The sequence below is a fragment of the Sinorhizobium sp. 7-81 genome (genome assembly GCF_030124405.1).
GTDB classification, from domain to species: domain Bacteria; phylum Pseudomonadota; class Alphaproteobacteria; order Rhizobiales; family Rhizobiaceae; genus Sinorhizobium; species Sinorhizobium psoraleae.
In genome coordinates this window covers 326,281-350,571 of the sequence record NZ_JASKLT010000003.1, presented here as the reverse complement: position 1 = coordinate 350,571, position 24,291 = coordinate 326,281, and the positions used below count along the sequence as shown (strand labels likewise).

Here is a 24,291-nt window from a genome sequence, read left to right as displayed (position 1 = left end):
AGCCCAGGCGAAGCAAGTGCGTGCTCCCGGCAGCGCTCCGCCGCAAAAAGCCGATACAACTTGCTTTTTCAAGCGTGTCCCGGCATGCCGCGGTAGCGGTCCATCTGATTCATCCAGGGTAACCCGACAGAATTGCCGCGAAGTCTTCTTTTCACCCACCATTCAACGCATTACAATCATGAGCATAAATGAGGGACTCGATTTTGAAGCGTCGGATGCACGAGTGGAGCAGGATCGAAGGCGAGCGGCGAATTCGTGAGATTCTCGACACCGCCAAGGCCGGCAATCCGCAGACGATCCGTGACATTGACGGTTCGTTTGAGATTCGTTTCGTCGGCAGCTCTGAGAAAGAGCGCGCAGGAGACTTTCTCGCGCGTGGCGGGCCGGACAACGAGTAGTATGCCACGAAGCGCTCTGTCCGATCGTTCGGGCACACGATGAGGTGACCGCACGCGACCCCTTCATTCATCAAATCGATCAATCGGGTAGCTTCGTCGTTCTTGGGAGGAGGGTGGCCATCCTCTCATCATAAGTTGACTGATTAAGCGCAACCATATGTTCGTCGTCGGCGAAACGTAGTGCCGCAGAAACATGCCGTTCGAAGATATTGGCTCGATTCTCCGCGGCTCTTAAAAGCTCTGTCGATCGAGAAAAGCACCTTCTCAGTGACGTTGTCGCGCCGCGGTGCTTTCCGCTCTTGTGACAGGGCGAAACAATCGAGCCCGTTGCATCTTGAGCGAGACAAGGTGACGTTAGAGCGGCAACCGCACGCGCGGTTGCTGTCACGCGACCATGATCGGCACTGTCTCACTCGCTAACGCGTCCACCTCGCATCTCGGTAGCGCCCACATTCCATTCCCCGGATTATAGACGCCGGGAAGAGGGAAGAAGCGGTTGATCGTTTCGAAATCCCTGACGTTTAACGTCGCGATGGGCATATCGTAGACGATCGACGTCGCAGCTATGAAGAGGTCCTGCCCAGGTTTTTTCTTATCCGCGTTCTCGTTCACGAGCCACAGGTGCGTCAGCGGCTTGCAACAAAGAAGCTTCCCTAGAACCCGGGCGACCTTGGGCGTAGCCTCCGGATACTCGAAGTCTGTTTCGAGTAACTCATCCATCCACCGCCAAAGCTCCTCGGCTTTGTCGGGGTTTGACCGGTGCTTGTCGGCTATTCCGGTTTCAACCTCCAGGATGACGGCGAACGGAATGGCCACCCGCCTTTGCTGCTTGAGCCAGGCGGATATGGTCGGATGGGGCCGAGGCTTACTGGATTCACTCAGTATATTGGTGTCTAGCAGGAAAATATCGGTAGCCATGCTTCCCAACGTCCGCTGATTTTGGTGCACGGTGGACGGATACGGTTAATGCCACGTAAACCAGAAGGTTGATTATGCGAAACCTCGCTCGGGGGAGTTGACTCACGAGAGAATGTTCTCTACATGTTCCCGCATGATCCAAGCCACCATGTTTCCGATACGAATACGTTGAGCAAACTGCCGCGCAAGCGGAGGTTCCCATACGTTTTGTATCGAGGTCATGTATGGCATCCCCAGATCAGGCTCAGCAGAAGCTTCGCGGACTCGTCGAGGCAACCCAGCACACTCATTTCCGGCCAACGGCGAAAGGAACCGGACATACCGCGTTCCGATCCAAGGTCGTCCGAGACCTTTCCGCTATTTTAGACCTAAATCGCAGCGTCCTCACTTGGTCCAGCAATACACCGCCGCTAACGGTTGGAGGAAGGGACCATACGCCCGATCTCCGCATGCAGGACACGGACGGCCATTGGTGGATGCTTGATGCATTCGACCGCAAGCTGCCGACCGAAGCCGCAGCTATTGCCGAGGCCGCAACCCAGCTGTCCCATCGCTACCGTGTCGTTGATCGTTCGGAAATCTACGATGGCTTCCGCTTGAGGAACGCGGCCGATCTTCTCCGGTATGCGGGCCACAACGTCCCGTTGGGAGACCGTGTGAGGCTCCTCGCCGTCCTCGACGAGCACGGTTCACTATCCTTTGCTGACTGCCTCCGGGTACTCCGGGAAACCCAGCCCATTGCAGCGCTCGCCTCTCTCATTCTCCAGGGACTGGTCGAGGTTGAACTCGATGATGCGCTTATCGGCCCGGAAACGATGGTGAGACGAATACGAGCCTGACTTTGCTCGTAGCCGTCCAACGATCCATCATCGAGGCCTATCATGACTTACCATGCGACGCGGACTCAGCCTCCGCAAAACCTGGCGACGCTCGTCGCCACCATGCTCATTAGACGCACCATCCGGCCGCTTCTGGCCGCATCGAGCTTCGTCGTAGCGATCAAACTTCCGGACCGGACAGACTTAAATCTCTACGAACTGGTTACTCGGAAGATGCTCAAGAGGGAGCACATTATCGAAATCGATGACGGGGTGATCGTCAACGAGGCATCGGATATCACGCAAACGGGCTGGAATCTGATTTCGAGATTTCGGGACGTTTGCCGTGTCGTCGTCTTTTACATTGAAGACGACGAAATCTCTCCCGACCTTGCTGTGACGATCGATTTTCGGACGTCCATTGCTTCCCCGCGTCCATATCACTTCGTCGCCGCGGCAAAGACCCTCGGCGTACCGATCACCGAGGAAGAGGCCGCATTCTTGGCCACGAGGCCTCTTCGCGACCTTCGCCTGGCAATTCGCCCAGGGCGACCCGTCGATCGCATCGTTCGGCATCTAAAAACGCTGCCCGAGGCTGACGTTGAGCCGCCTGCAAAGGCATATGCACCGGGCACGGTCTTGCTTGAGCGCATGGAGGGCTATGGGGAGGCAAAGAACTGGGGTCTCCAACTGGCCGATGACATCCAGCGCTGGATGCGTGACGAAATCGAATGGCGGGATGTGGATCGCGGTGTCCTGCTTAGCGGACCGCCAGGATCAGGCAAAACCACCTTTGCCCGTGCCCTGGCGAACAGCTGTGGGATTACGCTTATCGCCGAATCCGCGGCCTCGTGGCAGGCGAGGGGTCACCTCGGTGACATGCTCAAGGCCATGCGAAAGTCCTTCGCGACCGCTCGAGCCGCCCAGCCTTCTATTCTGCTTCTGGATGAATTCGACAGTTTTGGCCATCGGGGTGTAGCTACGGACGGTTTGAACCACGATTACAAGGTGCAGGTGGTGAACGGTCTCCTCGAGTGCCTCGACCCAAGCGACGGGCGCGAGGGTGTCGTCGTGATCGCGACGACGAACAACGCGAATTCGATCGATCCCGCCTTCCTGAGGCCGGGTCGCCTCGAACGGACTATCTCCATTCAATTGCCGGATGCCGACGCGCGGAAAGCAATCTTGGAGTTTCATCTCCGTCACGAGTACGCGGGTGACATCGATCAATTCCGGGACGCGACAGAGGGATGGTCCGGTGCAGATATTGAAAAACTTGCACGGGACGCGCGCCGGCTCGCGCGGCAAGTGGGGAGGACCGAGGTGGTGGAAGATGACATCCGCGCCGTCATCCCACCTGTTGTGGCCCTGACAGACGACGAACGGTTCCGTCTGGCCGTCCATGAAGTCGGCCACGCCATCGTCGGCTATTCCCTCAGGCCGGACAGCCTAGTGAAGGTGACGATTACCAACAGGAGGCCTGCGATTGCGGGCTGGAACCGGATCGGTACAACCCAGTTCGAGCAACCATTCCCGTTTATGCCGACGGCCAGACATTTCCAGGATGTCATTGCTATCTTTCTCGCCGGGATGGCGGCAGAGCGCATAATCCTGGGAGACCATTCCGCCGCTTCCGGTGGCGACCCGTCGGCCGACTTGGGTATCGCGACCGACTTTGCCACCATGATCGAACGCAGCTTTGGGTTCGGGGATGGGTTGCTGACGGACATGGGATCGGGTGGCCGACCAATGGAAAGTCTGCGCATGGCTGATCCGTTGCTCCGACAAGCGGTCCGTCAAAGGTTGGATGCCGAGTACAACCGCGCCAACGCGATTTTGACGAACAACCGGCACGCATTGGAACTCCTCGCTGCTCGTTTATCGGAAAATCTCGAGCTCAGCGCGGGCGAGGTCCGACAGGCTTGCGAGCTTACCTCGGGGCCAAAGAGCGGCCGTAAAAGCCGACGGAGGTCGGGATCATGAAGATTTGGGTCTTCTCGGACTTGCATCTCGAGTTCGGCGTTTCCTTCGTGCAGCAGGCTCCCAAGGACGCCGATGTCTTGGTTTGTCCTGGTGATCTGCTGACCCGCGGCGTCGCCCCGAGCATCGAGTGGCTGGCAAACCATATCGATCCTTCGCTTCCCGTCGTGTTTGTCGCCGGCAATCATGAATACTACGGAGGTTCGATCCAGGAAGGTCTCCGGGATGGGCGCAAAGCCGCCAGCCGCTATCCCAACTTGCACTTCCTCGAGAACGACGCCGTCGATATCTCAGGCGTTCGGTTCGTCGGCGGCACCCTGTGGACCGACTTTCGGCTTTTGGGCGGCGATCCTCAATTTGCAATGACCGCCGCCGAATCCGGCATGAACGATTACAGAAAGATCAAGTTCGCGAAGGTTCCATTTCAAAAGTTCAAGCCGATCCACGGGTATCGGAAACATATGGAGACACGAGCGCTTCTCGCGTCCAACCTCGAGACTGCACACATAAGAAAGACTGTCGTCGTCACACATCATGCTCCGTCGTCGCGCTCGATCTCATCGGAGTTTCGGAATGACCCGCTCGCTCCCTGCTATGCGTCCGATCTGGAGAACCTGATAGGGAGACACAGCCGGCGCTGTGGGTTCATGGTCACGTCCATCATCGGAACGACTACGCGATCGGAAGCTGCCGCGTCGTCTCGAACCCACGGGGATATCCGGGAGAAGGGACGGACTTCGATCCGACGTTCACCGTGGAAATCTAGGAGCGGCTACCCGATGAATACTGGCGGGAATCTACGACCCTGAAGTTGGAATGTACGCTAGCTGATTTCGACCGCCGACGGCCGAGGATTGGAAGGCGTTCACCGCTTCCCTCAAGCATCCTATTGTCGAACACTGAGGCAGCGGAGATGAAAACCTCTCCATCCTCCCCTATTGAAGATTTCGAGGCTGCACTGATACGGCCCGGAGCAATTGGTCGTCCAGGAACCATCAAAGCCGTCTCGATGCGATCTCCCCCGCCTGCCATTGCTAGTGACCGAAAATGACGAGTGCTGCGGCCGCAGATGGACGGCGCTTTGCCGCCGTCATCGTCGCTACGAACGATCCTGCTGCCGATCCGGTTTGCAGCTACGTATTCCCCGTCATCATGAACACGGACGGCCAGCTCATCACTGCGACCAAAGAATTCCCCTCAAGATCGCGCTTGTCGATAACGGCCGTCTACGTCGAAGGTATTTCCGACAGACTGTGCGGGATCGTCCTCGACGGCCACTACCGAGAGCTCAGAGACTGATGATATGCAATCCGGACAGCAGCAACTTTGAGGACGTGTGGGGTGCTTTTGGTGATGATCCATGGGGAGCAGGCGAAAACCTGATCTCGGAAGAGGTGTGGCGCAAGGGATTGGCCCAAGCGGAAGCCGCTACGAAAGGGTCCCGCATTGTCGCGACCCCCGAGGAAACCCGCGCCTTCATGGAGAAGATCGGGCGGGGCGAGATGACCGTAGAAGAGATCGAGGCATGGATGATCGAGCACTCCGCTAACCGGCCCGGCGATCCGGAATCCGGCGCACCGTAGCTAAGTACTGCACGGTGTCAGATTCATCGCTCGTACTAAGTTGTACGATGCTGTATGGTCGGCTGAGGGAGAGCGCCGATGAACAGCCGCACCAAGATTGAGCACGAACTCCTTAGTCTCGGACGCTCCGAAGAGGTGCAACATCTGCTTCGCGAGCTGTCAGCCGGAGGCGAGATCACTGTCAGCCTCTCTTCTGAACTAGCCCACTTGGTCGCCAAGTTTCTCTCCGCCGCTCTGGATACAGGAGCGGTTGCTTTCACATCGATCAGCCCAGAGATCACGCCTGAGCAAGCGGCAAAAATCCTCCACACTGAGTTGTCTGCCTAGAGGGGCCCATGAGGCGGCAGACTTTCCCGGAGGCAACTCCGTATTGGCACAGCTCGGCCGGCGTCCTTCTTTGAACCCCGGCCGTTTTAGAAAACGTGCAGGCGGCAGACGTCACCCGCGTGATGCCATGGAATCTCAAGCTGCCCCGCACTTGGCTACGAGGTCCTTCCCGACGCACACTCTCAATTTAGCTCGAGCAGCTTACAACGACATCGTGGCGACCTAGCGGAGCAGGCCATCGTTCCCAAACTCTTCCCAGCCTCGCAAGTTCGGTCGGGCAGCATCGTCAGGGTCGTCTTCAGAACGCGGGCGGACTTTTTTGCGCTTCTTCAGCGACCGCGTCAGTTTCGCCTTGAGAGCCGCCCGCCGCCTGTTCTCTGCGGCAGCAACTGCGTCTGCCTCGCGCCATTCTTCGACGACGCCGCGGTCCAGCAGGTCCTCCACGACCCGCGGATCGAACACATGGAAGGTGATTTTTCTCGCCCTTCCGCGTAGTCTCACCGTGCGCGTTCCGGCGCTGGGCAAGCGGCCATCGTCGAGCCAGCGACGCCGTTCGCTCGTGGAAATCGCGAGGATGTCTTCGACCTCGCGGGGGATCACGGGAAGGCTTTCAACGTCTTCAAGTGCCTTGGTAAGAACCGTGACGGCGTTGCGAAACGCATCTTTGGAGCTTTCGGACATGCCTAGACTGAGAATGCTTCCGCTGAGATCGAGCGATCGGCGGTCGGCAAGCGGCAAACGAGCTCGCATCTCCAGCAGGATTCCTTTGGCGCGCACGGATGACCCCAGCGTCGCCTTGGGCGGCATCGCCCAGGATTTGATCAGCTCCGAAGGCTCGTTCTTGGCTTTCGACATCATAGCCGTAGATGGTGCCCCAATCGCTCGGCGTCAACGAAAGCTCCCCGAAAACAGAAATACCGCAGTCACTGCGTGGCCTTCGTCGGCCGCAAGTCATCCCGATCTTTCGAGGACAATCGCGCGTCGCATCGGTCCAGACCGTCGGCGCACATTCTCTCACACCCGCCGACGACAGTCCGTCGAAGTTTCGAAAGCGGGAGGCTTGCCTTAAACCTCGTCACCAGGGCTTTGCGCTCGAGTTCCCCATACAATCGGCATGACTTGCATTCGACGACGATGATCTGGCCCTTGAGGGACCGGAGCCTGGCGAGTTCAGGCATTTTGGGCCTTCCGGGTGGTTGATGCCTGTGAATATCCGGAATTATGTAGCAAATGCCACCAGCCGGTGATCGTGCGCGGCGGCCGCTTTGCGCCATAAGCAGCCATTCAATCTATCAGGGTCTTGTTGGTCCGCGATATCGCATCGCGTCAACGAACGCGGAAAACGCGGCCGAGTTTCGCTTCCGACTCGGATAGTACAAGTGAAAGCCCTCGTAGAAAGGACACCAGTCAACAAGGACTTCTTGGAGACGGCCCTCTGCAATCAAAGGTGCAGCCATCTCGTGCGATATCCAACATAGCCCGAGCCCATCGACAGCCCCGTCTAGTGCCGCTCCTGCGGTGTTGAATGAGGATTGACCCTCTACACGCAGCGTTAGATCGCGTCCGCGTGGTGAACGGAATTCCCATCGCAAGTGGCCGCCAGAGCCTGCAAGCCGGATGTTGATGCAATTATGGTCTTGCAGATCATGGGGCGTAGTGGGCGGCGACCGTCCTGCAAAGTACGAGGGTGCGCCCACCACGCTAAACCGCCAGTCCGGCCCAATCCGGGTCGCGATCATATCTTTTTCAAGCGCTTCCCCAATGCGGACACCCGCATCGAACCGCTCTGCGATGATGTCGACAAGCGCGTAGTTCATGTCGAGTTCGACTTGGATGGCTGGATACTTCTTGAGGAATGCACCGAGCCTTGGTCGGAAGACGGTCTCGATCACCACATCGGTGCAGGTGACCCGAATAACCCCAGCCGGATTGTCTCGAAGCGTGCTGATCTCCTCAAGTTCGGCGTCGATCTGGTCCAATAGTGGTCCGATTTGTCTTTGTAGGCGTGCGCCTGCCTCCGTAGGCGCTACATTCCGCGTGGTCCGCGACAAGAGCCGCAATCCCAGCCTTTCTTCCAGGCCCTTGATTGTATGGCTGAGCGCAGACGGCGTCACACCTAAACCAGCCGCGGCTCTTGTGAAACTGCGCTCTCTCGCGACGGCAATAAACGCGGACAATTCGTTGATCTGATCTCTTGGCATTTGATGAGCTTATTTCACAAACACATGAAATTTACCCGCCCTAATAAGCGGAAGCAATGGATGCTAGATTGCCTCAATCACGGAAAGGAAGCCGAGCTATGTCACGTATCGTCGTTATCGGAGGCAGTGGTCACGTCGGAAGTTACCTCATTCCCAGGCTTGTAGAACTCGGGCACGAGGTCGTTAATGTTAGTCGCGGCACCGCCAAGCCTTACCGTCCGCATTACGCTTGGGGCTTGATCGAGAGCGTTGCTCTTGATCGCGCGGTCGAGGAAAAGAAGGGCCAGTTCGGGACCAAGATCGCCGAGCTCAACGGCGATATCGTCGTTGACATGATCTCATTCGATCTCGCCAGCACGCAGCAGATCGTGGAAGCCCTCCGTGGCAAAGTTCAACACTATCTCTTTTGCAGCACGATTTGGGTCTATGGCCGCCTTGTTGCCGTTCCCTCGACGGAAACCGATCCTACGTCGCCAATCGACGCCTACGGCAAAGGCAAGGCTGAGAGCGAGGCTTGGTTAATGCGTGAAGCCCATCTGAATGGGTTCCCGGCGACCTGTTTCCGACCCGGCCATATCGTTGGTGAGGGCTGGGTTCCGACAACCCCGCTGGGCAACTCCAATCCCGAGGTCTACTCGCGGATCGCACGTGGCGGCGAACTGGTTCTTCCCAACCTCGGGCATGAGACGTTGCACCACGTCCATGCCGACGATGTTGCTCAATGGGTCATATGTGCGATTCAGAATAGGGCCGCCTCGGTCGGCGAGATATTCAATACCGTTTCTGAGCAGGCGATCACGCTGCGTGGTTATGCGGAAGCGGTTTACCGTTGGTTCGGAAGGGAGCCCCGTATTTCTTTCAAGCCCTTCGAGGAATGGGTCGGGGAACTCGGAGAGTTTGCGGAAAACTCGCGCGGTCATATCGTTCGCAGCTCCTCGCATTCAATCGAAAAGAGCCGCCAACGCCTCGGATACAAACCGCGCTATACGAGTTTGGAAGCTATCCATCAATCGGTGCGGGCGCTGGTGGCCGACGGCAAAGTCGCGTCGGCTTGATCAGCATACGGATGCTTGCCACACGTCGCGGAGTGGAATGACTGCTTCGGGCCGGGAGTGGAAGTACGCTTCTTCAAGCCGTGCGCATTTGGCTTGTGCGACAAAACTTGCGACGTAGCAGATATTAGGAGTCGCGCGACAGTTCTATCAGCGGAAAGGCGCTCAAAGCGCTCGGAATAGTGACGGAGACTGCCGGACGCAGATACGACCTGTCTAACTTCCCAATGGTTGAGACACCGAGCAGAGCCATGGAACGGAGCATTTCGTCTTCCATCAGCTCAAGCATGCGAGTAATTGCCGCCTTACCGCCCGCGGCGAGTGCGTAGCACTGCATGCGACCAAGGCCCACGAGGTCCGCGCCGATCGCAAGGGCCTTTATGATGTCCGACCCGCGACAGAAACCGCCATCGACCATCACCTTCGTTTGTCTGGCTACAGCGTCGATGATTTCCGGGAGTACGTCCACCGTGCCTCGGCCATGGTCGAGCTGACGGCCACCATGGTTCGAAACATAAATCCAATCCACGCCGTGATCGACTGCAAGGCGAGCATCTTCGGGCGATACAATACCTTGGAGCACGAGCGGAATTTCGTATGTGTCCTTGATCAACTTGACGGTTCGCCAATCGAGGCCGGCCTGGTACGCCTGACCAGACCACTTTCCTAATCCAGCTATGCGATGGCGATTAGCAATGTCGCGGTCGCGTCGAGCGAGAACCGCGCTATCGACGGTCAAGCAGATCGCGGCACAGCCGCACGCAAGCGTGCGGCCGATGTAGTCATGCACGAAACCATCGTCGCCTCTGACATAGAGCTGCGCCATCCGTAGCGCCGAGGGAGCGGCCTCAGCGACGGTCTCAAGAGGTGTACAGCCCGAGCTGAGCATATGGCCAATGTCGAAAGCTTGAGCGGCCGATACAACAGTTGCGCCACCACCAGAGTCGAACAAGTTCAACGGACCAGTAGGCGCAAGAAAAACCGGCATTCGCAGCTTGCGGCCGAAATACTCGGCGGAAAGGTCTATGGTACTGACATCGCGCAGGACACGCGGTTCGAAAGCGATGGAATCTATGGCTAGACGGTTGCGTTTGAGCGTCGTCTCCGTTTCCGCGCCACCTGTGAGGCTATCCCATTTTTCCTTCGGCAGAATCTGGTGAGCTTTCTGAATAATTTCGTGCAAGCTTTGGAGTTCGCTGGGTATGGGAGCGGCACCTAAAGTTCCATTTTCGGCGCTCATGGTGCCTCCTCGATGGCCGTGGTCGCAAAATCCCCGGCTTCGGCGACATGGTAGCCTGACTTTTGCAAAGCCTCAAACACCAGCATATTTGCAACAACTCGGCGGCTTCGCGCCAGTTGCGGCCGTTTAATCTACGCCCATATGCATTAGGCTTGTGACCGTGTTGCTGATGGAGAGCGTGATGGCGTTGACTAGCAAGATTTCCGAGTACGATGATCGATGGCCTGACATGTTCGATGCTGAAAAGGCTCGCCTTGAAGGAGTGTTCGGCACTAAGGCGGTTGAAATACATCATGTTGGAAGCACGGCAGTTCCGGGCCTTGCCGCAAAGCCAGAAATCGATCTGTTAGTGGTGGTCTCTGATCACGGAGATGAAGCCGAAATTAGTCAGGCAATGGCATCGTTCGGATATGTACGAGGAACGAACCTCTCGGAAGGACACCACTTTTATCGTCGCGATGTTGAGGGAATCCGTACCCATAAGGTCCATGTTTGCCTTACGGGGCATTGGCAGATTTCCAGGATGCTGCTCTTCCGCAACATGCTCAGGCAGGATGCCGACCTGCGGCGAGGATATCAGAACCTGAAGTTAGAGCTGGAATCTACGAGCGAGCACGGGATTGGGGAATACCTAGCTCGAAAAGCCCCCTTTATCGATGCTGTTATGGGTCCTCCACCGAAGGCGCAATGACCGCAATGGGCCGGAAGCGGCCGCTGGTGGCATTTGCTACCTAATACCGTGAATATCGATCGGCATCGCTCGAGGGGTGCAACTCGACTTCTTGCTCGTTTGTAAACAAGGCTTTCTCAGTTCTTCGAAAAAATCTTTAGCGCGCCAGCGACCTGGCCGACCGCTTTAGCCTCCTGATTTATCGATCAATTTCCCATGAGAGAGTCACTCTGTCATGGACAGCCGACGATTTCCACCCGCTTGACTCAACGCTTGTGAGGGAACAGAAGGAGAACATCAACCGTTTTGGACATGACGTCCACCTCTCAACGCTAACTGAAAGCAGGTTCGCGACCGATGACGCATGCGCGCACCTCAAGATTGATCGACGATCTACGAGAAAGGATCGCCCATCTCGAAGGCAACTCGACCCGGAAAGCCGTCGTGTTGCCGTTCGGCGTGCGCCAGATGGACGTGCGGCTCCCGGGGGGTGGCCTAGCTTTCGGTGCTCTGCACGAAGTTGCGGGGGGCGGGGCAGGCACCGTCGATGGCGCGGCCGCTGCCCTGTTTGCGGCCGGGATCGCCGCGCGCTCCAAGGGAAAAGTCCTCTGGTGTCTGACGCGCCCCGACTTGTTCGCGCCAGCCGTTTCTCAGGCTGGGCTCCATCCCGACCGCGTCATCTACTGCGAAGGCGACAAGGACGAGGATGTCTTGGCTTCGATGGAAGAGGGTTTGTCTTTCGGCGGCTTCGCGGCGGTCGTCGGGGAGCTGGTTCGGCTACCTATGACTGCTTCCCGCCGTCTTCATCTCGCGGCAGAGAAGACCGGCAGTCTGGGCCTCGTCGTTAGGAGGTGGCGACGGCAGACAGAGGCTTCCGACTACGGAAATCCAACGGCCTCCACGACCAGGTGGCGCATCAGCGTCCTGCCGTCGGAGCCGTTGCCAGTGGCGGGAGTGGGGAGAGCCCGATGGCTGGCGGAACTGATGAGAGTGAAAGCAGGCGAGTGTGCTGAGTTCGAAATAGGAGCCTGTGATGCCAAGGGTCGTATCTGTATACTTCCCGTTTCTCGCGACGGATCGGATTCGTCGTCATGGCGAGGGAGCCGTGCCAGCTGACAAGCCGCTCGTCGTCATTTCGAAGTCGGGAGCGAAGCGTTGGGTCTCCGCCGCCGACATGGCCGCTCGCAAGGCTGGCCTGCGCGTCGGTATGCCCGCAAGCAAGGCCCAAGCTGCGATTGCCGAGCTGGTGATGACCGATGCAGACCCGGCCGCGGATGCCGCCGCTCTCGAGCGGTTGGCCCTCTGGGCGCTCAGGCAATACAGCCCAGTCGTCGCCGTCGACAACAACGACGGCATCGTGATGGACACCGAAGGCGCGGACCACCTTCGTGGCGGCGAAGAGCTGATGATCTCGGGCCTTGTCAATCAGCTCCGAGGGCGCGGCCTGACGGCGCGGGCGGCAGTAGCCGACACCTGGGGTGCTGCACACGCGATAGCGAGAATGATGTCCGCAGAAACTACTGTGGTTCCCGTCGGCGGAGTAGCCAAGGCTGTCGTCGGTCTCCCCATCCATTGTCTGCGACTGCCATCAGAGACCGTCCAGAGTTTGCGTGTCCTTGGTGTCGAAAACGTCGGGGAACTGTCGGCGATGCCCCGCGCTCCCCTGACGCTACGTTTTGGGCCGGAACCGGGCCGACGGCTTGACCAGCTCTTCGGTCGTGTCGCTGAGCCGATCGAACCTCTCCGGACACCCGAGCTTGTCGAAGTCTCTCGAAATTTCCAGGAGCCGATCGGCGCTCCCGAGACGATCGAAAAATACGTCCGCCGCCTCGTCGTGCAGTTGACGGCGGAACTGGAGAAACGCGGTCTAGGCGTCCGCCGGTCCGACCTCGTCGTCCATCGCGTCGATAACACCCGCCAGTGTCTGCGCGCTGGCCTCGCAAAGCCGGTGCGCGATCCGTGCCGGCTTTCGAAGCTCTTGTGCGACCGCATTGAAAAGATCGACCCTGGTTTCGGTATCGAGAAGCTCGTCCTGGTAGCAATCATGGCCGAGCCTCTCGAGGAGAACCAGGTCGCGTCCTCGCTGATCCAGGAAGAAGTTGTCGATGTCACGCCCGTCATGGACATCCTCGGCAATCGTGGTCAGCGGCTCTATCGCCTGACCCCTGTTGCATCAGATGTCCCCGAACGCTCCGTAGCCCGTATCGCCGTGACGGCGGAGGAGACGGGAGCTGATTGGAGCGCGAAGTGGCAACGTCCAACGAGACTGCTTCCTCACCCGGAGCGGATCGAGGTGGTCGCCCTGCTGCCCGACCAGCCGCCCGCCATGTTTACCTGGCGTGGCAAGCGCCGCCGCGTCAAACGCGCCGACGGCCCTGAACGCATTTTCGGCGAATGGTGGCAGCGCCCCCGCGAAATGCAGGCCGTGCGTGACTATTTCGTCATCGAAGATGAGGGTGGCGAGCGCTACTGGGTTTATCGCGCCGGTGACGGCGTCGACATGGAGACCGGCTCACACCAGTGGTTCATGCACGGAGTCTTCGCATGAGCTATTCCGAACTCCAGGTCACGACCCACTTCAGTTTCCTTCGCGGCGCGTCGAGCGCCGAGGAGCTATTCGCTCGGGCTGCCGAACTCGGGATCGAGGCCCTCGGTGTTGTCGACCGTAACTCGCTGGCGGGGATCGTGCGCGCATGGGAAGCAGCCAAGACGACCGGTGTCCGCCTGGTTGTCGGTTGCCGCCTCGACCTCACGGACGGCATGTCGATCCTTGTCTACCCCACTGACCGTCCAGCTTACTCGCGCCTGACGCGCCTGTTGTCGCTGGGGAAGAGCAGGGGCGGCAAGGCAAAGTGCATCCTCGATCTCACGGACGTAGAAGCGTATAGCGAAGGGCTAATCGGAGTCCTCGTTCCCGACGAGGCCGACGATGTCTATGCCCAGCAAGTCCGCAAGGTTGGGGCCATCTTCGGCGACAGGGCATACGTCAGCCTGTGCCTGCGCCGCCGGCCGAACGACAGGCTTCGGCTCCACAATCTCTCAAACATCGCCTTCCGGCACAAAGTGAAGACCGTCGTCACGAACGACGTCCTCTTTCACGATCCGAACCGACGACAGCTGCAGGACATCGTGACCTGCATTCGAAACCGGACGACGATCGACGATGTCGGCTATGACCGCGAGCGCCATGCCGACCGCTTCCTCAAGGCTCCCGAGGAGATGCACCGACTTTTTTCGGAATACCCCGAAGCGCTGGCTCGGTCGCGGGAGATCGTCAACCGATGCAAGTTCGACATGTCCGAGCTCCAGTATCAGTATCCGGAAGAAGCCATTGTCCCCGGCTTGGACGCGCAGCAGTCGTTGACCAAATTCACCTGGGAGGGGGCGGCGGATCGCTACCCCGAAGGCATTCCCGATAAGGTGCGCAAAGCTATCCTGCACGAACTCGAGCTAATCCGCATCATGAAATACGCCCCGTATTTCCTGACGGTCTACAGCATCGTCAGGTTCGCGAGGTCGAAGGATATCCTTTGTCAGGGGCGCGGCTCGGCCGCCAACTCGGCGGTGTGTTATTGCCTTGGCATCACCTCCATCAATCCCGAAACAAGCGATCTTCTGTTCGAGCGCTTCGTGTCCATGGAGCGAAATGAACCGCCCGATATCGACGTAGACTTCGAGCATTCCCGCCGCGAGGAAGTCATTCAGTGGATTTACGAGACCTACGGACGCTCGCGGTCGGCTCTCTGTTCCACGGTCACGCGTTATCGAGCCAAGGGCGCGCTCCGCGATGTCGGCAAAGCCCTCGGATTGCCGGAGGACCTCATTAGGCAGTTGTCGTCAGGCATCTGGGGATGGTCTGAGGAAGGCGTGGGCGAGAAGCAGCTCCGCGAAAACAATATGAATGCATCGGACTACCGCCTCCGGCTTGCGCTCGAGCTGGCAGGCCAGCTGATGGGCGCGCCGCGGCATCTTGGACAGCACCCTGGAGGCTTCGTGCTGACACAGGATCGCCTGGACGATCTCGTGCCGATCGAGCCAGCCGCCATGGAAGACCGTCAGGTTGTTGAATGGGACAAGGACGACATCGAAGCCTTGAAATTCATGAAGGTCGACGTTCTCGCCTTGGGCATGCTCTCGTGCATGGCAAGGTCCTTCGAGCTCCTTTCGGACCACAAGGCGCTTCCCATGGGACTGGCTGACATCCCCCAGGAAGACCAGCGCACCTACGCGATGATCCGCCGCGCCGACACTCTCGGGACGTTCCAAATCGAAAGCCGCGCGCAGATGGCCATGTTGCCGCGCCTGAAGCCGAGGACGTTTTATGACCTGGTCGTCCAGGTAGCAATTGTCCGTCCGGGGCCCATCCAGGGCGATATGGTGCATCCATATCTTCGCCGTCGCGAAGGCAAGGAGAAGGTGGAATACCCGACGCCCGAACTTGAAGCGGTCCTCGGCAAGACCCTGGGCGTTCCGCTTTTTCAGGAGAGCGCGATGAAGGTCGCGATGACCTGCGCGGGGTTCACGGCGGGCGAGGCAGACCAGCTCAGACGTGCCATGGCGACCTTCAAATTCACCGGCGGCGTCAGCAAGTTCAAGGACAAGCTCGTCGAAGGAATGGTCGCCAACAGTTACACCCGGGAATTCGCGGAGAAGACGTTCACGCAGCTGGAGGGTTTCGGAAGCTACGGTTTTCCGGAGAGCCATGCGGCATCGTTCGCGCTCATTGCCTACGCAAGCTCGTGGGTTAAGTGCCATCACCCTGACGTCTTCTGCACGGCACTGATCAATAGCCAGCCGATGGGGTTCTACTCGGTTGCCCAGATCGTAACCGATGCCCGCAATCACGGCGTCGAAGTAAGGCCTGTCTGCGTCAACGCCTCGCGGTGGGATTGCACGATGGAGAAAGTCGGAAACACCGACCGTTTCGCCGTCCGGCTTGGCATGCGCGTGGTCAAGGGGCTAGCGCAGAATGACGCCGCACGGATTGTCCTCGCGCGCGCTGATCAGCCGTTTGAAAGCGCGGACGACATGTGGCGACGGTCCGGGGTGTCGACTGCATCACTGGTGAAGCTCGCGGAGGCCGATGCTTTCCTGCGGTCGCTCAATTTGGAACGCCGTCAGGCCCTCTGGGACATCAAAGCGCTACGCGACGAACCGTTGGAACTATGGGCTGCGGCTGCCGAGCGCGAGGCTCGCCCGGTCTCCGAAATGCAGGAACCCGAGGTCGCGCTAAAATCCATGGCGGAGGGCAGGGAGGTTGTCGAAGACTATTCGCATACTGGGCTTACCCTGAGGGCGCATCCGATGTCCTTCCTCCGTCAGGACCTCAAGGCAAAGCGCATAGTCACGTGCGCGGAGGCCATGGGAGAGCGCGATGGTCGATGGCTTTGGACGGCAGGGTTGGTTCTCGTTCGTCAGCGTCCGGGATCGGCCAAAGGTGTCATGTTCCTGACCCTCGAAGATGAGACCGGGATCGTCAATGCAGTAGTCTGGCCTTCACTCTTCGAGCGTCAGCGGCGGGTACTGATGACGGCATCGATGATGGGCATTCACGGGAAGATTCAGCGCGAAGGAGAGGTCGTCCACCTTGTCGCCCAGCGCCTTTTTGACTTCTCCGGTGACTTGGCGAGTTTGGGTGAACGCGACGGCGCGTTCCCGATGCCGCATGGACGTGGCGACCAGGTAAAGCACGGAGGCGGCCCCGACCCGCGCGACAATCCCAAGCCTGCCGTGCAGGCGAGAGATATCTATATCCCAGACCTGCACATCGATACATTGAAAGTGAAATCGCGGAATTTCCATTGAATTCGGCTTGGCTTGCTCGTTCGAGAGCTGAGCGCGGTTGTCAAATTGGTTGGAACGAGATGACGACGAGAGCCACCGAACAATGGTGCCGCAACGCTGAAAAACGGTAAGCGGTGTGGCACTCACACCCTCGACTGAATTTCTATGATCGCTTTCGAGCCGGACGCGGTTGCCATGTGCCCGGCACGGCACTGCGTTTCTCGCCGAAGAAATCAATGAGGGCACGCAGCTTTGGAGCCATCTGCAAACGTGTCGGCAAGTAGAGGTCGAAACCATCGAATGGCGGACACCAGGCTTCCAGCACGCGTATCAGACCGCCGGTGGCGAGGTATTTTTGCACCGCTAAATCGAAGTGCATAATCATCCCTACACCCTGTAATGCTGCACTGAGCATTATTGAATCGCTGTTCGAAACGAGCGAGCCTGCCGGATCGACGGCGAAGTCGTCACCATTCACAGGATCGGTGAACTCCCACGGTGCAATGCCTCCAAGACCGGGTCGAAAGCGAATACAATTGTGACGTTCGAGATCAAACGGGTTTTCCGGAGGCGGATTGGTAGCAAAATAGTCTGGAGTTGCCACGACCGCCATGGAGAGAGGTGGGCTGATCGGTATGGCCACCATTGTGTCACGCACGGCTTCACGAAGCCGAATTCCTGCGTCGCACCCCTCGCTAATGATATCGCTAAACGTGTCCGACAGTACCATCTCAAGTCGAATCTGCGGATATCGGCGACTGAACTCCCCTACATGCGGCGCAAGGAATTGATGCGCTGCAAAGTGTGAGCTGTCGATCCGGACTTCTCCGGCGGGCTGGTCCTGGGGCGCTGCAAGCTTCGTGACGGCATCGGCGATGACTGCCAGCGCAGGTTCGACATTGCGGAGAAGATTGCGGCCTTCCTCGGTAACGGACAGTGAGCGGGTGGAGCGATTGAGCAGTCTTACCGACAACTTGTCCTCAAGCGCCCGGATCGACTGGGACAGGGCCGAGGGCGATATCCCAAGTCGTATAGCCGCGCGAGAAAAGCTGCCCTCGCGGACAACTTCTGCGAAGGCGGAAATGGCGGGAAGCAGGTTTCGATCCATCACACTATGAAGTCCAACTTCAAACTGATTGAAGGATACCCCGATTTGTCATCGCCAGACACAGGTATACCTTCGTTTTATTGAATGATCGGAGGCGACGATGACGAATATTCTCATTCTAGGCGCGAGTGGGCAGATTGCTCGCTGGGTCGTCAAGATGTTCGGCCAAGATACGTCGGTCAATCAGACCCTATTGGTAAGAGACGCGAGTAAGGTTGACGCGCCCGCCAACGCTCGCGTTGTCCAAGGTGATGTCCTCGACAAAAGATTGTTGGAGGACATCATGACCGGTCAGGACGTAATCTACGCCAACCTCGCCGGGGACGTGGACAAACAGGCTGAAGCGATCATCTCAGCAATGCGATCCGCAGGTGTGAACCACCTGATCTTCGTAACCTCGCTCGGCATCTATGACGAGGTTCCGGGCGAATTCGGCGCATGGAATCGTCGCGAAATCGGAAGCTACTTGCCGCCATATCGTCGGGCAGCCGATGCGATTGAAGCGTCCGGTCTCGACTATGCAATCTTGCGGCCTGCCTGGCTGATGGACACGGATGAGGTGAGCTACGAAACCACCGAGCGCCGGGAACCATTCAAAGGCACCGAGGTCTCACGCAAGAGCGTGGCGGCGCTGGTGACAAAGTTGATTGCGGATGGCACTCCCCTCGGCAACCGCAACCTCGGCGTCAGCAAGCCCGGAACCGACGGCAAGAAGCCCTCATTCATATGAAGCGAGATGAAAGCTCCCACAGCAATAGGGCAAAATCCCACAGAACAGGAGAGAGTCATGGAAAGCGTGAAAATCCGCAATTACGACATGTACTGGGATATCGCAGCAGATATTCACTTCCCGCCGAGCTTTGACAAATCGAGCAAGTACCCGGCAATCATCAGCGCCCACCCCATTGGCAGTTGCAAGGAGCAGACTTCCGGCAACGTCTATGCTCCCGCATTGGCAACGGAAGGCTTCGTCGTCATTGCTTTCGACGCCAGCTTCCAAGGAGCAAGTGGTGGCGAGCCGCGCTCCATCGAGGACCCGGTACAGCGCGTCGAGGACTTCCGGCATGTCACCGACTTCCTTGTGACCCTGCCTTACATCGACGAAGACCGGATAGGTGTCCTCGGAATTTGTGGCGGCGGAGGCTACTCCATTAATGCAGCCATGACTGAACGACGTATTAAGGCTGTTGGTACGGTTACGGGCGCTAACTACGGACGATTGATGCGCGGCAACTTCACCAATCTCGACCCGATTGGCGCTCTGGAAAAGATGGCGAAGCAGCGCACAGCCGAAGCGCGTGGTGGAGCGGTACATGTCGATGATTTGCTTGCAGGTTCAGTTGACGAGGCCCGCGCCGCCGGGGTTACAGACCGCGACCCATTGGAAGCGACCGATTACTATCGCACCTCGCGCGGACAGAAACCAAACGGGTTGAACCGTTCCGTGCTATCGCATCAGGCCGCCGCTGTTGGCTGGGATGCCTTCCACCTCGCCGAAGTGCTCTTGACACAACCGCTCTGCATTGTCGTCGGCGATCAGGTGGGGGCATTTGGGGCATACCGCGACGGCTGCGAGATCATCGAGCGTGCCGCCTCGAAGAAGAAGGAACTGATCGTGGCGGAAGGCTGGTCACACTATGACCTCTACGACAAGCCCGAACCCGTCGCCATCGCGCTTGGCAAGCTGATACCGTTCTACAAAGCGAACCTCTAAGAAATACGTTTGGCGTGGGCGCTTATCGCGCCCCGCCGGGCGGTTTAAATGGGGCAAATGATCCACCTCCGGAGAACATATCGGCCGATCAGGGTCGTTGGGCGCACGTCATGCCACCACATGATTCCACGGTAATAGCTCCTCAATCTGGTTCTGCTTGTGGCCTCTAACGATGGCAGTAAGCGTGCTGGCCAGATAAGCGAGCGGTTCGACGGCATTGAGTTTGCAGGTCTCAATCAGCGAGGCGATGGTCGCCCAGTTCTCTGCTCCGGCATCGTGTCCCGCGAAGAGAGCATTCTTGCGGTTCAGCGCGATTGGACGGATGGTTCGCTCGACCGCGTTGTTGTCGATCTCGATACGGCCGTCGGTCAGGAAGCTGCAAAGGCCGTCCCAGTATTTGACGATATAGGCGAGCGCTTCGCCAAGCGGCGACTTAACAGCGACGCGGGCACGATGCTGAGTGAGCCAGGTTCGCATGTCTGCGATCAACGGCGCGGATCGCTGCTGCCTTCCTACAAGCCGAGCTTCGGCGGGAAGGCAGCGCAGCTCCGCCTCGATCCGATAGAGTTCGCCGATCCGCCTCACGCCTTCCTCGGCAATCGGCGCAGACCCAGTGCGGGTGATCTCGACCAGCTTGCGCCGCGCGTGTGCCCAACAATAGGTGAGCCGGATGTCCGGTCCAACGCGATCCGGAGCAATCAGGCGATTATATCCGGCGTAGCCATCCACCTGAAGGATGCCCGTGAATCCTTGCAATATCCGCTCAGCATGTAGTCCGCTGCGGCCGGGAGCATAGGTGAAGGCGACACCTGATGGAGCACCACCGCACCAAGGTCGGTCATCGCGGGCCAGCGCCCAGAAGTATCCGTTTTTGGTTTTGCGGGAGCCGGGATCGAGGACCGGTGCGCGGGTCTCGTCCATGAACAGCTTCGAAGACCGTTTTAGATCGGCAATCAGAGCGGCGAGATCGGACGTAGTTCGAACGCTGCCCGACCGACCCAATCGGCGAGCGTGGAACGGTCAAGATCGATACCCTGTCGGCTCATTATCTGGGCTTGGCGGTAGAGCGGCAGGTGATCGGCGTACTTCGACACAAGCACATGCGCGATAGTCGCTTCGGTCGGCAACCCGGCGTGAATCAGTCGGGCAGGTGCTGGAGCCTGAATTACGCCGTCGGTGCAGGCACGGCAGGCGTATTTGGGACGACGCGTGACGATGACGCGGAACTGCGCTGGAATGACGTCCAATCGCTCGGATACGTCCTCGCCGATGCAATGCAGGCCGCCACCACAGGGCAGATTAAGCTTCCCGGCTCGATGATCTCCTCGATACGAGGAAGGTGGGCGGGAAGAGAGCCGCGATTGGCGGCGCGTGGTTTGGGGTGCGGTTTACCCAAAGGGCCATCGGCATTGTCTTCGGCGTGGACGGCCGCAATGGCCGTTTCCAGGTCTTCCAGCGCAAGATCGAATTGCTCGGGATCAGCCTTCTCGGATTTGCGGCCAAAGGCTGCCTGCTTGAAGGCGGCGACCAGCTTCTCCAGCCATTCGATCCGCTCATCCTTGCGGACTTCACGCGCCTGCGCCGCAATCAGCATCGCCTTCAGGGCAGCAATATCGTCCGGCAGATCGACCGCTTCCAACATGGTGGGAGGTTATCAAATTCCGTCTCGGTTAACCGTCGGAATTTGCCAACCGAGTCATCGTGTCGCACCTATTCGATTGCGGTCGGCGCTCTTGCCTCAACAGGACGAACCCGACGCCAGTCGAGCCCCGCAATCAGTGCCTCGAATTGGGCATGTCCCAAGGTCATCAGGCCGTCCCGGATACTTGGCCAAGTGAACGTGTGGTCCTCCAGCCGCTTGTAGGCCATCACCAGACCGCTGCCATCCCAGTAGATCAGCTTCGGCCGGTCTGCCTTCCGCGACCGGAATACGAAGACTGTCCCTGTAAATGGGTCCTTGTGCAGCTCGTTCTTTACCAGCGCTGCCAATCCATCATGGCCTTTGCGGAAGTCGACAGGCTTGGTCGCCACCATGATCCGCACGCGGTTCGATGGAACGATCATGCCGGAACTGCGCAGGCACGCGCTACAGCGGCGATCCGGGCGACGGACGCGCCTTCTTCCAGACGGATGGTGACAGAGCCGACGATGATCTCAGGACGGCTGGCCTTCTTGATCGGCGGTTCCGAAACTGTTGGATCAACGATCACGGCCGCGAATTCGACCGCATCCTCGGGTGCAGGTAGAACGAGCTTTCCCTGCCGCGCCTTGGTCCGCCAGGTGGAGAGATGGTTCGGCTTCAAGCCGTGGCGCTCTGCGACCTCATTCACCATCGCGCCTGGTCGAAGGCTCTCCGAAACGATCTGTGCCTTGACTTCATCGGGCCAATGCCGATGCGCCTCACGTCCAGACTTTCTGGTCGTGAGAACCTCCCATGTAGTCTCCATGGAGAAACTCCCGTTGCGCGTCCATGGATAGGCGATCACAGATCAGGGCCAAGACCACAACGTGGAGCCGGGACACCGGTTACGAAAAACGTGGTAAGCGCCCACCAAACATCAACAGGAGTACAGAGTGAGCGAACCGACGGTAGCAGAGGCAACAAACCGGATTTATGAGTCCCTCCACGCGGATAATGCCGACATCGACATGCATATCGAAACTCTCAAGGCAGCGTTGGCCCGAGCGGGTTTGAAAGAAGCCGTATTTGACCCGGCTAGGCTCGTGCAGAACAATCGTTCTGGTCGGAAGTTGCTGCAGGCCTACTTTCGGCAGCGCGGGGTGACGGTCAAATTCTCGGCTTCGTAACGCATTTCTCCGTGTCGTAAAGCCGCCCGCAGCAGGTTGGCGGCCTGATCGCCCTCGCTAAGGCAGAGAGTGCCGCGGCTCAACCGGCTGCACAAAGGACGGCAAGCTCTGACCTTTGCGCGACGAAGAACAGGGAAAAAGGAACCAATGTCTAGCTTTCCACCATCCGATCGGCGGCGACACTCTCGCTCTGTCGGCTATCTGCCAATCTTTCCATGATATCCGGTACGATCAGGACGTCGTACACCGCGCCTGTCTCCTTCGCGAAAACATCCAATTCACTATGGATCATGGACTTCGCATCCTGCCCTTCATTCTCGATCAGATACGTTTCCAAAATGGATGGCGGCCCCATGGTGATACGGCGCATCTTCCCGTCTAGCACGTCCCCCAGGATCGGCCTTTCGACGATAGCGGCAACAGTTGATGTCGCCAGTCCGGCGTATGCGGCATACATCACGGCGTCCAAGCGATTCGACTCGATCGCTATTTTTTCGATTTCCATCCGGAGGTTGCGCGGACTCACCAAGATGGCTGCATCGTAGATTGTAGGCAATGCCAGATTGATGTCAGCGAAACTGAACTGAAAGTTCGATAAATCAGCCTGAGCTGCGATGGTTTCCAATCCGATCACTATGTCCTCAAACGGAAGTGACTTGTTGGCTTTGCGGGGAAACATTCCTTGCCATACCAGCGCGCCACGTCGGCGCACCTGTATCTGGATCGATCCCGTCCTCATCCAACGAAGCAGCTTCGCGTGAAGTGCAAAGCGCGAGAGAGTGTCTCGTTGGTTTTCGTCCATCCTGAGAAGTAGCCGTCCGACAGATGGCGAAATGACGATTTCGATGGGCGGATGAGAAAAGCGAATTCTGCCGTCAGTTGGAGGAGCCAGCGGTGGCTTGAAACCATACACGGAACCGCCGACCACGACCGGGGGCTCATTCTTTGGGCCTTTGAGCTTTATCTGACAGGTGTCGATGGGGTCAGGCTTGACAGCTAAATGGCCCTTACCACCAAACTCTGGAATCGGCTCGGGCAAACCAAAGCGGTTGTCGTTGTAAACGAAGCGGTCGACCTGCAGGCCGTTTCCTAGTCCGAGGAAATTGTTGCTGAAATCCTCTACGCTGTTCGCGGTGATGGTAAGTTTGCCAGTGCCGTAACCTCGCTCATATCCTTTCGTCTCGAATTGCTTCTTCTTGGTCTCCGCGTAGTCGAGCCAAGAGGCCCCAAGTCGGGTTTCCATCCACGCGACGACGTCGCCTTCCATCCGATCGGTCGTTCCGAATTCCACCGAAATCGAGTGCTTATGTAGCTGTTTGCCGTCGAGGCGAGCGCGGCGCACCTCTTTCAACGCGCGATAGAGCAGATCGTCGATGATTTCTCGACCAAAGATCACGCCGTCTTTTCTGATAAGGAATATGAACCAAGGGTCCTGCGAATTACAGGCCTTCAGCATATTGCTGAGCTTGACGTTTGATCGTTGGCCCGAACCGGTCGTTGACTTGATTTGTGCAAACGCCTGCCGCCTGGCCGGCGATTTCTCCGAGACAACCGCCTCCGTCCTCTCCGGGAATTCTATGAAGTAGTCCCAGCCGTTTATGTCTTCATCTGGTTGCGACGCGACCGCGTCACCCAAAGAACACCTCGCTGAGAAGAGTTTTTCTGCCCATCGCGGAATCCTAGCCATCGC

The 24,291-nt window shown here is 58.4% G+C and carries 22 protein-coding genes and 3 pseudogenes; 15 read left to right on the top strand and 10 right to left on the bottom strand.

The genetic code is table 11. The features are described 5' to 3' along the window. Positions 1-188: 188 nt before the first annotated feature. The gene (locus QN224_RS14285) at positions 189-398 is read left to right on the top strand and encodes a hypothetical protein (RefSeq protein WP_283977243.1); all 210 of its coding nucleotides are present in this window, start codon (positions 189-191) and stop codon (positions 396-398) included. Positions 399-782: 384 nt separating this feature from the next. Here QN224_RS14285 and QN224_RS14280 read toward each other — a convergent pair whose 3' ends face one another. Beyond that, on the bottom strand, positions 783-1,316 hold the full coding sequence (locus tag QN224_RS14280) for a PIN domain-containing protein (RefSeq protein WP_283977242.1): 534 nt from the start codon (positions 1,314-1,316) through the stop codon (positions 783-785). 449 nt (positions 1,317-1,765) lie between these two features. Here QN224_RS14280 and QN224_RS14275 point away from each other — a divergent pair, with 449 nt between their 5' ends. The 6 genes and pseudogenes from QN224_RS14275 (at position 1,766) to QN224_RS14250 (ending at position 6,024) form a co-directional block, all read left to right on the top strand. Then, positions 1,766-2,155, top strand: a complete 390-nt coding sequence (locus QN224_RS14275) for a hypothetical protein (protein ID WP_283977241.1) — start codon at positions 1,766-1,768, stop codon at positions 2,153-2,155. A 42-nt stretch (positions 2,156-2,197) separates the two neighbouring features. Continuing rightward, on the top strand, positions 2,198-4,117 hold the full coding sequence (locus QN224_RS14270; RefSeq protein WP_283977240.1) for an AAA family ATPase: 1,920 nt from the start codon (positions 2,198-2,200) through the stop codon (positions 4,115-4,117). After that, a pseudogene (locus tag QN224_RS14265) lies at positions 4,114-4,880 on the top strand (metallophosphoesterase). Before QN224_RS14270 ends, QN224_RS14265 begins: the two are co-directional and overlap by 4 nt. Positions 4,881-5,161: 281 nt before the next feature. After that, complete coding sequence (locus tag QN224_RS14260; RefSeq protein ID WP_283977239.1) at positions 5,162-5,413, top strand: hypothetical protein; 252 nt, start codon at positions 5,162-5,164, stop codon at positions 5,411-5,413. Further along, positions 5,413-5,697 (top strand): hypothetical protein, encoded by a 285-nt coding sequence (locus QN224_RS14255; protein WP_283977238.1) that lies wholly within the window; start codon positions 5,413-5,415, stop codon positions 5,695-5,697. Before QN224_RS14260 ends, QN224_RS14255 begins: the two co-directional genes overlap by 1 nt. A 78-nt stretch (positions 5,698-5,775) precedes the next feature. After that, positions 5,776-6,024, top strand: a complete 249-nt coding sequence (locus QN224_RS14250) for a hypothetical protein (RefSeq protein WP_283977237.1) — start codon at positions 5,776-5,778, stop codon at positions 6,022-6,024. 222 nt (positions 6,025-6,246) lie between these two features. On the opposite strand, the gene QN224_RS14245 is transcribed toward QN224_RS14250, so the two are convergent. The 3 genes and pseudogenes from QN224_RS14245 to QN224_RS33895 all read right to left on the bottom strand — a co-directional run. Then, a complete protein-coding gene (locus QN224_RS14245) occupies positions 6,247-6,879 on the bottom strand; it encodes a hypothetical protein (protein ID WP_283977236.1) in 633 nt (210 codons plus the stop codon). 437 nt (positions 6,880-7,316) lie between these two features. Continuing rightward, positions 7,317-8,003 carry a LysR substrate-binding domain-containing protein gene (locus QN224_RS14240; protein ID WP_336621115.1) on the bottom strand — a complete coding sequence of 229 codons (687 nt, stop codon included), beginning with the start codon at positions 8,001-8,003 and terminating at the stop codon, positions 7,317-7,319. A 42-nt stretch (positions 8,004-8,045) separates the two neighbouring features. Further along, a pseudogene (locus QN224_RS33895) lies at positions 8,046-8,225 on the bottom strand (LysR family transcriptional regulator); the annotation flags it as partial. A gap of 98 nt (positions 8,226-8,323) precedes the next feature. Here QN224_RS33895 and QN224_RS14235 point away from each other — a divergent pair. Next, positions 8,324-9,280: an NAD-dependent epimerase/dehydratase family protein gene (locus tag QN224_RS14235; RefSeq protein ID WP_283977234.1), complete on the top strand. Its 957-nt coding sequence runs from the start codon at positions 8,324-8,326 to the stop codon at positions 9,278-9,280. Positions 9,281-9,404: 124 nt separating this feature from the next. On the opposite strand, the gene QN224_RS14230 is transcribed toward QN224_RS14235, so the two are convergent. Next, positions 9,405-10,517, bottom strand: a complete 1,113-nt coding sequence (locus tag QN224_RS14230) for an alpha-hydroxy acid oxidase (RefSeq protein WP_283977233.1) — start codon at positions 10,515-10,517, stop codon at positions 9,405-9,407. Positions 10,518-10,698: 181 nt separating this feature from the next. Here QN224_RS14230 and QN224_RS14225 point away from each other — a divergent pair, with 181 nt between their 5' ends. The 4 genes from QN224_RS14225 (at position 10,699) to QN224_RS14210 (ending at position 16,992) form a co-directional block, all read left to right on the top strand. Beyond that, positions 10,699-11,208, top strand: coding sequence for a GrpB family protein (locus tag QN224_RS14225; protein ID WP_283977232.1), 510 nt, complete (start codon positions 10,699-10,701; stop codon positions 11,206-11,208). Between the two features lie 336 nt (positions 11,209-11,544). Then, complete coding sequence (locus QN224_RS14220) at positions 11,545-12,303, top strand: ImuA family protein (RefSeq protein ID WP_283977231.1); 759 nt, start codon at positions 11,545-11,547, stop codon at positions 12,301-12,303. Further along, positions 12,221-13,735, top strand: a complete 1,515-nt coding sequence (locus tag QN224_RS14215; protein ID WP_283977230.1) for a DNA polymerase Y family protein — start codon at positions 12,221-12,223, stop codon at positions 13,733-13,735. Before QN224_RS14220 ends, QN224_RS14215 begins: the two co-directional genes overlap by 83 nt. After that, positions 13,732-16,992, top strand: a complete 3,261-nt coding sequence (locus tag QN224_RS14210; protein WP_283977229.1) for an error-prone DNA polymerase — start codon at positions 13,732-13,734, stop codon at positions 16,990-16,992. The genes QN224_RS14215 and QN224_RS14210 overlap by 4 nt, the downstream gene beginning before the upstream one ends. A gap of 142 nt (positions 16,993-17,134) precedes the next feature. Here the strand turns inward: QN224_RS14210 and QN224_RS14205 are convergent, their stop codons facing one another. Next, entirely contained in the window at positions 17,135-18,079 is a 945-nt protein-coding gene (locus QN224_RS14205) for a LysR family transcriptional regulator (RefSeq protein ID WP_283977228.1), read from the bottom strand. Positions 18,080-18,179: 100 nt separating this feature from the next. On the opposite strand from QN224_RS14205, the gene QN224_RS14200 reads away from it, so the two are divergent. After that, positions 18,180-18,809 carry an SDR family oxidoreductase gene (locus QN224_RS14200; RefSeq protein ID WP_283977227.1) on the top strand — a complete coding sequence of 210 codons (630 nt, stop codon included), beginning with the start codon at positions 18,180-18,182 and terminating at the stop codon, positions 18,807-18,809. 57 nt (positions 18,810-18,866) lie between these two features. After that, on the top strand, positions 18,867-19,793 hold the full coding sequence (locus tag QN224_RS14195; protein ID WP_283977226.1) for an alpha/beta hydrolase: 927 nt from the start codon (positions 18,867-18,869) through the stop codon (positions 19,791-19,793). Positions 19,794-19,901: 108 nt separating this feature from the next. On the opposite strand, the pseudogene QN224_RS14190 reads toward QN224_RS14195, so the two are convergent. The 3 genes and pseudogenes from QN224_RS14190 to QN224_RS14180 all read right to left on the bottom strand — a co-directional run bounded on the left by QN224_RS14190 (position 19,902) and on the right by QN224_RS14180 (position 22,240). Beyond that, positions 19,902-21,435: pseudogene (locus QN224_RS14190) on the bottom strand (IS66 family transposase). 68 nt (positions 21,436-21,503) lie between these two features. Beyond that, complete coding sequence (gene tnpB / locus QN224_RS14185) at positions 21,504-21,857, bottom strand: IS66 family insertion sequence element accessory protein TnpB (protein ID WP_283977225.1); 354 nt, start codon at positions 21,855-21,857, stop codon at positions 21,504-21,506. Further along, entirely contained in the window at positions 21,854-22,240 is a 387-nt protein-coding gene (locus QN224_RS14180; RefSeq protein ID WP_283977224.1) for a transposase, read from the bottom strand. The genes tnpB and QN224_RS14180 overlap by 4 nt, the downstream gene beginning before the upstream one ends. Positions 22,241-22,367: 127 nt before the next feature. Between QN224_RS14180 and QN224_RS14175 the strand changes: the two genes are divergently transcribed. Beyond that, positions 22,368-22,601, top strand: coding sequence for a hypothetical protein (locus QN224_RS14175; RefSeq protein ID WP_283977223.1), 234 nt, complete (start codon positions 22,368-22,370; stop codon positions 22,599-22,601). Between the two features lie 151 nt (positions 22,602-22,752). Here the strand turns inward: QN224_RS14175 and QN224_RS14170 are convergent, their stop codons facing one another. Next, positions 22,753-24,237 carry a hypothetical protein gene (locus QN224_RS14170; RefSeq protein WP_283977222.1) on the bottom strand — a complete coding sequence of 495 codons (1,485 nt, stop codon included), beginning with the start codon at positions 24,235-24,237 and terminating at the stop codon, positions 22,753-22,755. Between the last annotated feature and the right edge of the window lie 54 nt (positions 24,238-24,291).